This window comes from Bartonella refiksaydamii (assembly GCF_902652675.1).
Classification (GTDB): Bacteria; Pseudomonadota; Alphaproteobacteria; order Rhizobiales; family Rhizobiaceae; genus Bartonella; species Bartonella refiksaydamii.
Genome location: NZ_LR736328.1, coordinates 1 through 6,635, shown reverse-complemented (window position 1 = coordinate 6,635; position 6,635 = coordinate 1). Strand labels below are relative to the sequence as shown.

Sequence of the window (6,635 nt, the reverse complement as noted above, 5' to 3'; positions counted from 1 at the left end):
CTTGAACCAAATCGATTGTTTCTAAATTTTCAGAACCAATTTCTTTTTTTGCTAAAACGATAGTTTTAGTTTTTTTATATATATTCTTATTCTGGTTCTTTATAGCTTGATTTTGCTTAGCGTTTGCTTCAGCAAAAAAAACGTTTTGCTTGTCATTTGCTTCAGCAAAATTATTAACATGTTGTTTTGTATTATTTTTTGCTTGTGCACCTTTTTTACCAGCTTCACTACGAACTTGCGATATGTGCTCTTTTTTATCAGCAAAATCGTTCAGCTCTTCTTCAACGCGCGTATTCCACAATCCATTATCTGTCTCAACAAGTTTATCATTCCTCATTAAGTATTCGACAATAGCTGCAAATTTTTTCTGCGAACAATGACAAACGCGTGCAAGCGTTTGAAAATCTGTTTTTAGTGGTTCTTTTTTTCATACATGCAAACGAGAAGGGTTATATAAACCCCCCGTTGTTCAGATGTCATTCCATTTGTACCACTTATCCAGTCATACAAATAAAATCTTACCCATGGCATTGCATTAGACATGCGCATCCCCTTCTTTTATTAAATATAAAATTGCCAAAGCATCTGCTTCGTTGTCGTCTTTCGGATTGTGTCCTTTTGTACGCACTGCCTTAATCATTTCTTCTTTTGAGGCATTGCCTTTCCCTGTTGTTGCCTTCTTAATTGTGCCAACAGGAATGCCCTCATACGGTATCTGATGCTGTTCACACCAAGCCGTTAAGTGACCTAATAAACCACCGTACACATGCGCTGCATCCGTACCAATATGCCGGCGCACCTCTTCAAAATACACCGCATCAATTTTATCAACGGACCTCTTTAGTTCAGTAAGCCATCTCTTAAAGCGCAAGTAACGCATCCCCCACCTTCAAAACGACGTGATTGAAAATCTTCTGTATCGCTTGTTATACGACCATCCGCACCGCATATCGCCCAGCCTGTTTTGGTGCCTAGATCAAGACAAAGAATGGTGTGTGTGTTAGTGGTCATGATACTTCCGCCTTTCTTTTGGACGGTTATCACAACCAATCTGTTGTGTTTCGCATTCCATTAAGAAAAGAAGACAGCAAGTTGCATGCGCTAAGTGTGGTAATCCGCTTTCAAGGTCCTTATTCTCTCCAGCAAACCATGCTAATAAATGACGTAAAGCAGCTCCATACAAACGGTTCCAATTCATGCCATGACGCCAATTGCTCGCACCGTATTTGTTTGCTCCAAACTCCAAAACACGACCAATATCAAGCAACGTGAGTGGTGGAATAAGATCAACACGTGGTTTCCCAATATCATTTTTATGTGCTTTAAAAACCATGATTATCCCCCTTAAGGCTATTGTGCGTTTATATGTGCGCTATGACAGAGCGTGTTGTGATTGCCTGTCTTGCAAAAATGTTTGTGAAAAAGTAACCTCCCAATGATTCATTGTTAATTAACAATCCTCATTTTTGGCTCAAATGACCCAAGTTAAAAAACTTCTCCTGCAAAAATAAAATCGATCAATCTTGGTTCTTCTTTTTTGTTAATTAAGCAAATGATTTTATTATTTAATTTATCAATTAGCTCCATTTGTGAAGCCAACTTTAATCTTTGTTCATACAGTGTCTTATTTTTTTGCTTAATTAAAGTGGATAGGTTTTCAAGTACTACTTGCTGTTGTTCAATTGACTTATCTCGCTCTGCAAGAGTTGCTTCATGCCATTTCATCCAACTATCAAATTTTGACTTATGCCATTCTTCTCGTTTTTTAAGAATTGTTGTGTGAGTTTCGTGTCGTTTCACAAGATCTTCTACGCTACAATCACGATCCGGTATCCGTCTAAATTCTTTCACCAATCTATCTCCATTCTCGATTTTCATATTGCAACCTATTAATCTACAAATCCGTGTGTAGATCTTCTTCAATATTCCGTTTCTCATGATCTTTCTTCTTTAAGAGTGTGAAGGGTGCTGTTGCTGTTCATTACTATCTGTAGGAGCAGCAACAAAAGCAGACATAGAGCTAGAACTATCTTTCAATTTTTGCAGCTTTAAATAACTATTTAAAGATAGCCCTTTGCCTTGTTCCCAACGACAAACAGAAGCTTGCTTAACACCTAAAATATCTGCTAATTCCTTTTGTGTTAGCGATAAACACTTTCGGATAAATTTAATCTTTAATTTTTCCTCTGTGTCCATTTGAGTTAAGCTCCTTATTTTTAACCATATACGCAATTGTATAGGATATAATAAAAAAACAATAGATTTTTTTAATTTAAAAATCATAAGTAACTAATTATGACGAAAAATATCATTGCGACATTGCAAGTATTGCAATCTGAGTTTGGTCTTAATCAAAAAGATCTTGCCGATAGACTAAATGTAACCCAAGCAACCGTATCAAGATGGTTAGGAAGTGAATCAGATCCCAGAGGTTCACACAGAGACGCAATTTTAGAACTTTATAAAAGCTTAAAAGGTTATAATCAAATTACTACACTTGTTCCTGTTATGGGGTACGTAGGAGCAGGATTAGAGATTGACACCGATGTTGAGCAAATTCCAGAAGATGGGCTTGAAACAATTGAAATACCATTTGATTTGCCTTTTGAAGCAATAGGTTTCGTGGTTCGTGGAAATTCTATGTATCCTGTGTATAAAGATGGTGATTTAATCGTAGTTAAACATCTGCAAACAAAGCCAATGAGCGATTATTATGGTGATGAAGTCATTGTTCTAACAGAAGATAATAGGCGATTCATCAAACAAATTACTCGCTCTTCAGAAGGCATTGTACTCAAATCATGGAATGCAGATCCCATTAAAAATGTTAAGATAAAATGGATTGGGGAAATAGTTTCAATACTACCACGTAAAGCTTATCGCTTGCTTACGAAATAATTCACAAGTCAACCTTGAATTCTCTTATTTTGAAGATGGCTTTTAAGCAAGGATGCAAAAAATAGTGGATAATGTACAGATGACTTATTTGCCAAAAGATAGACTTAAAATAGCGCGTAAAAACGCTGGATATGTAACATCAAGCGAAGCTGCGCGCGCTATACCAGCTCTTAATCAAAATACCCTAATTAGTCACGAAAATGGAAATCGTGGTATTTCGCGCCAAAAAGCAGAGCTCTATGGACAAGTATTTAATGTAGATCCGGGGTGGATTTTGTACGGCGAGTCTCCTCAAGAAAGTCCTAACCTCAATATAAGTATTCCTCTCATTTCGTGGATTAGTGCTGGAGAATTAAGTGAGCAAGATGGGATAATGGATTTTTCAGATTATCCTATGACAGAGGCTGTTAATCTTCCTGCCGGTGAATGGATTGCTTTACGTGTAGATGGCGCATCTATGAATAAAATTAGCCCTCCAGATTCTATAATATTTGTAAATATGCGAGACAAAAAACTTGTGCCTAATGCCTGCTATGTAATTGCAGATGAATCTGGACAAGCGACATATAAACGATACAGACCTAATGATGATCCTCCTTTTCAGCCTGCTTCATACGATAAAATAATAAAAAACTCAAAACTTGAAGGCGCTATCTCTATAATAGGTCGTGTACGGCGCACTATTCTTGATATGTAAACATCAATACGATTCTCTGTTCACACTATTAATTAGATGCCATCAACGATTGCAGCGGATTTGATTGATTTTGACCAGTAAACCGCACATTTACTGATTCTAAAATCAACTTTTAATTCTATTGTTTTTGAAGATGGCATTTAAGTGAAAATGCAAAAAAATGAAATATATGCGATTTTTTGCTTACTTATATTTATACATTTGCGTATAAGTAATTATACAAACCACGCACAAACAATTGCCAAGAGGTGATAGGGAGGAGAAATTATGGATAAGCCAATTCTTATTAATTCTGATGAAATTTTATTAGTTGTCTACGGGGATGATCAACACATTGGAGAGTCTGGTCCACTTGATGAAAGCCAAGTTTTAGAGATTGTTGATGAAGCAGATGATACCGTACAAATCTTTCGTGTGAATCCTTCTGAGAAAAGTTGCGAAGATATCTCTGAAGATATTGCAGAAGCATATATAAAAGAAAACTTCGAGTTTCTCGATGAGAACAGCAAAGTCCAGTCTTATATCTATGAAAGCAATGCTTACCACAGGCTTTTAGACGATATCGCAGAAGAAAAATATAATGATAAAATGTTTGGCACCTATGAACAGCAACACCGGTTGCGTCCATGTGATGTGCTTTAAACTCTAAGGGCGTTTTAAAGACGCCCCTCTCAATCCCACCAATATGAGGTCTGTAATGGAAAAGCTTCTTGCTACTCAATACAATATTATTCAGCATCAAAAGGTTCAAACTATTAGTGCTCGTGATTTACATGCCTTTTTAGAGGTAAAAACCGAGTTTAGAAAGTGGATAACAAACTGTATTAAAGAACTTAGCTTTAGAGAAGATGTAGACTTTGTACTTTCTGCTAAAAAATTATCAAACTCCTCACGTGGAAATCCTTTTAAAGATTATGCTCTCACTTTAGACACAGCAAAACACATTGCCATTTGTGAACCTAGTCTCAAAGGTAAACAAGTGCGTGAATATTTTCTGAAATGCGAAAAAAAGGAAAATTCAAAAATCGATTATTCAAATCCTGAAACATTAGAAGATTTCTTAAGACATCTAAGACAGCAAATTAAGCACAATGACAATGTTGTCACAACGGACGGAGTGAAGCATGCATAATTTTATCACAACATCTGAAAACAATTTTCAAAACACAACAGTTCAAACGATGTCTAGTCGTGAAATTGCAGAGTTATGCGGTAAGCAACATGCGCATATTATGCGTGATATTCGGCAAATGTTAGGAGAATTATATCCTGAAGGGGGTCAATCCAAATTTGGATCCACCTATTTAGATAAACAAGGCAAATCTCAAAACTGCTATCATCTCCCCAAGCGTGAATGCCTTATTTTAGTTTCGGGTTACAGTATGACATTACGAGCAAAAATAATTGACCGCTGGCAAGAATTGGAAAAGCAAGCAGTAATACCACAAATCGACTACTCAAGCCCTCAAGTTATGCTTGGTGTTTTAACGTATCTCAAAAATGAAAATGAACAAAAAGATAACATTATTGCAAATTTAAAACCAAAGGCAATGGCTCTTGAAAGCTTACAGCGTCATGACGGACTCTTCGGTCTTACAGAAGTTGCTAAAATACTAGAGATGCAACCAAAACAGTTCATTCTCTTCTTACAGCAAAAAGGTTAGGTTTACAGACGAGCAGCAGGTGGAAATTTGCTTCCTTATCAAGACAAAATCCAAAAGAAACTTATGGATTGTCCAACCATCACACTTCAAACCGCAAGTGACATAGAAAAAGTCATTCCTTGCGCAAAAATCACAACAAAAGGCATGGGGCTGTTGTCTCAAGAGCTTAAAAGACAAAGCATGCATTAATTAAGGAATGCAATAATGGAAAAGAAATACGAACTTACTGATGAAACAACAGAGGTTTATGGCAAAACTCTCCACCGCATTCGTGCATTAAGAGATTTTGGAAAAGTAAAGAAAGGTGATTTAGGAGGCTATCTCGAAAAAGAAGACAACCTCTCTCATGAGGGTGATTGCTGGATTGGCGGTTATGCTTGTGTTTATGATGATGCTAAGGTTTACGAAAATGCACAAGTTTACGGTCATGCAGAAGTTTACGGTAATGCACAAGTTTACGATTATGCGCACATTTACGGTAATGCAAAAATTTACGGTAGTGCAGATGTATGTTCGGACGAATGGATTGGCGGAGATAAGGTCATCTCAACTGGAGAAAAGACCAGATGAAAAAATACGAACGACTAATCTTATAGTATCTTTATAAGCCGTTTCTAACCCCACAAACAACTTTTTAATACAAGCGTGATTCACGCCACGGGTAAATTACACGCAAATGGAGGAAATCAAGATGAATAAACTAAGTACCATGCAAACGGAATTAGTAGAAAAAACGAATGATTGTGAAGTCAAGCCAACTGCTATGGAACGCATTTTAAACAGAGCCTTAGAAAATGACGTCGACATGGATCGTCTCGAGCGTCTCATTGCCTTACGAGAAGAAGAAATAGAACGACAAAACTACGAAAGATTTGCCAGTGATCTTTCGAATATGCAAATAGAATATCAAAAAATACAAAAAAACTCTACAAACACCCATACAAACAGCAAATATGCTACGCTTGATCAGTACATTGATGCTGTAAAGAAGACTCTTGCAAAACACCGATTTGCTTTGTTTTCTCGTATCAAAGAACAGAGTTCAGACAATATAATTATAGAAATGACTTTGACGCATCCATCTGGAAATAAAATCTCAACAGAAGGAAAGTTTCCTTATGACACTAAAGGATGCAAATCAAATATACAATCGGTTGGTTCTGCAATCACATACGCACGCAGATATCTGTTAGGTATGCTTCTTAATGTCGTGAGTGAAGATGATGATACGGATGGGAACACACCTATTAAAAAGGCTTTTCCACAACAGATCAATGAAATCAGAAGACTTATCGTACAAACCCAAGCAAAAGAAGACAAAATACTTTCTTATGCAAACGTTGAAAAGCTTGATGATATCTCTGATCAGAGCGCAC

At 36.7% G+C, this 6,635-nt stretch carries 9 protein-coding genes and 3 pseudogenes; 7 read left to right on the top strand and 5 right to left on the bottom strand.

The window, feature by feature from the left end; all coding sequences use genetic code 11:
* The 5 genes and pseudogenes from GQO39_RS08895 to GQO39_RS07885 all read right to left on the bottom strand — a co-directional run.
* A pseudogene (locus GQO39_RS08895) lies at positions 1 to 543 on the bottom strand (YdaU family protein); the annotation flags it as partial.
* Positions 536 to 1,011, bottom strand: a pseudogene (locus GQO39_RS07900) (crossover junction endodeoxyribonuclease RuvC). The pseudogenes GQO39_RS08895 and GQO39_RS07900, both read right to left, overlap by 8 nt.
* On the bottom strand, positions 1,001 to 1,333 hold the full coding sequence (locus GQO39_RS07895) for a dATP/dGTP diphosphohydrolase domain-containing protein (protein ID WP_156851686.1): 333 nt from the start codon (positions 1,331 to 1,333) through the stop codon (positions 1,001 to 1,003). The pseudogene GQO39_RS07900 and the gene GQO39_RS07895 overlap by 11 nt, the downstream one beginning before the upstream one ends.
* Positions 1,334 to 1,485: 152 nt before the next feature.
* On the bottom strand, positions 1,486 to 1,878 hold the full coding sequence (locus tag GQO39_RS07890; protein ID WP_439647150.1) for a hypothetical protein: 393 nt from the start codon (positions 1,876 to 1,878) through the stop codon (positions 1,486 to 1,488).
* Between the two features lie 72 nt (positions 1,879 to 1,950).
* Positions 1,951 to 2,196 carry a helix-turn-helix transcriptional regulator gene (locus GQO39_RS07885; RefSeq protein WP_156851684.1) on the bottom strand — a complete coding sequence of 82 codons (246 nt, stop codon included), beginning with the start codon at positions 2,194 to 2,196 and terminating at the stop codon, positions 1,951 to 1,953.
* 99 nt (positions 2,197 to 2,295) lie between these two features.
* Between GQO39_RS07885 and GQO39_RS07880 the strand changes: the two genes are divergently transcribed.
* From GQO39_RS07880 to GQO39_RS07850, 7 genes and pseudogenes are all read left to right on the top strand, one after another.
* Positions 2,296 to 2,898: a S24 family peptidase gene (locus GQO39_RS07880; RefSeq protein ID WP_156851683.1), complete on the top strand. Its 603-nt coding sequence runs from the start codon at positions 2,296 to 2,298 to the stop codon at positions 2,896 to 2,898.
* A 79-nt stretch (positions 2,899 to 2,977) separates the two neighbouring features.
* Positions 2,978 to 3,595, top strand: coding sequence for a LexA family transcriptional regulator (locus tag GQO39_RS07875; RefSeq protein ID WP_156851688.1), 618 nt, complete (start codon positions 2,978 to 2,980; stop codon positions 3,593 to 3,595).
* Between the two features lie 267 nt (positions 3,596 to 3,862).
* Positions 3,863 to 4,237: a hypothetical protein gene (locus GQO39_RS07870; RefSeq protein WP_156851682.1), complete on the top strand. Its 375-nt coding sequence runs from the start codon at positions 3,863 to 3,865 to the stop codon at positions 4,235 to 4,237.
* Between the two features lie 55 nt (positions 4,238 to 4,292).
* A complete protein-coding gene (locus GQO39_RS07865) occupies positions 4,293 to 4,727 on the top strand; it encodes an antA/AntB antirepressor family protein (RefSeq protein WP_156851681.1) in 435 nt (144 codons plus the stop codon).
* A pseudogene (locus GQO39_RS07860) lies at positions 4,720 to 5,448 on the top strand (Rha family transcriptional regulator). Before GQO39_RS07865 ends, GQO39_RS07860 begins: the two are co-directional and overlap by 8 nt.
* A gap of 15 nt (positions 5,449 to 5,463) precedes the next feature.
* Positions 5,464 to 5,829: a hypothetical protein gene (locus GQO39_RS07855; protein WP_156851680.1), complete on the top strand. Its 366-nt coding sequence runs from the start codon at positions 5,464 to 5,466 to the stop codon at positions 5,827 to 5,829.
* A gap of 121 nt (positions 5,830 to 5,950) precedes the next feature.
* Positions 5,951 to 6,635: ERF family protein (locus GQO39_RS07850; RefSeq protein ID WP_198039439.1), on the top strand; the 685-nt coding region annotated here is incomplete at its 3' end.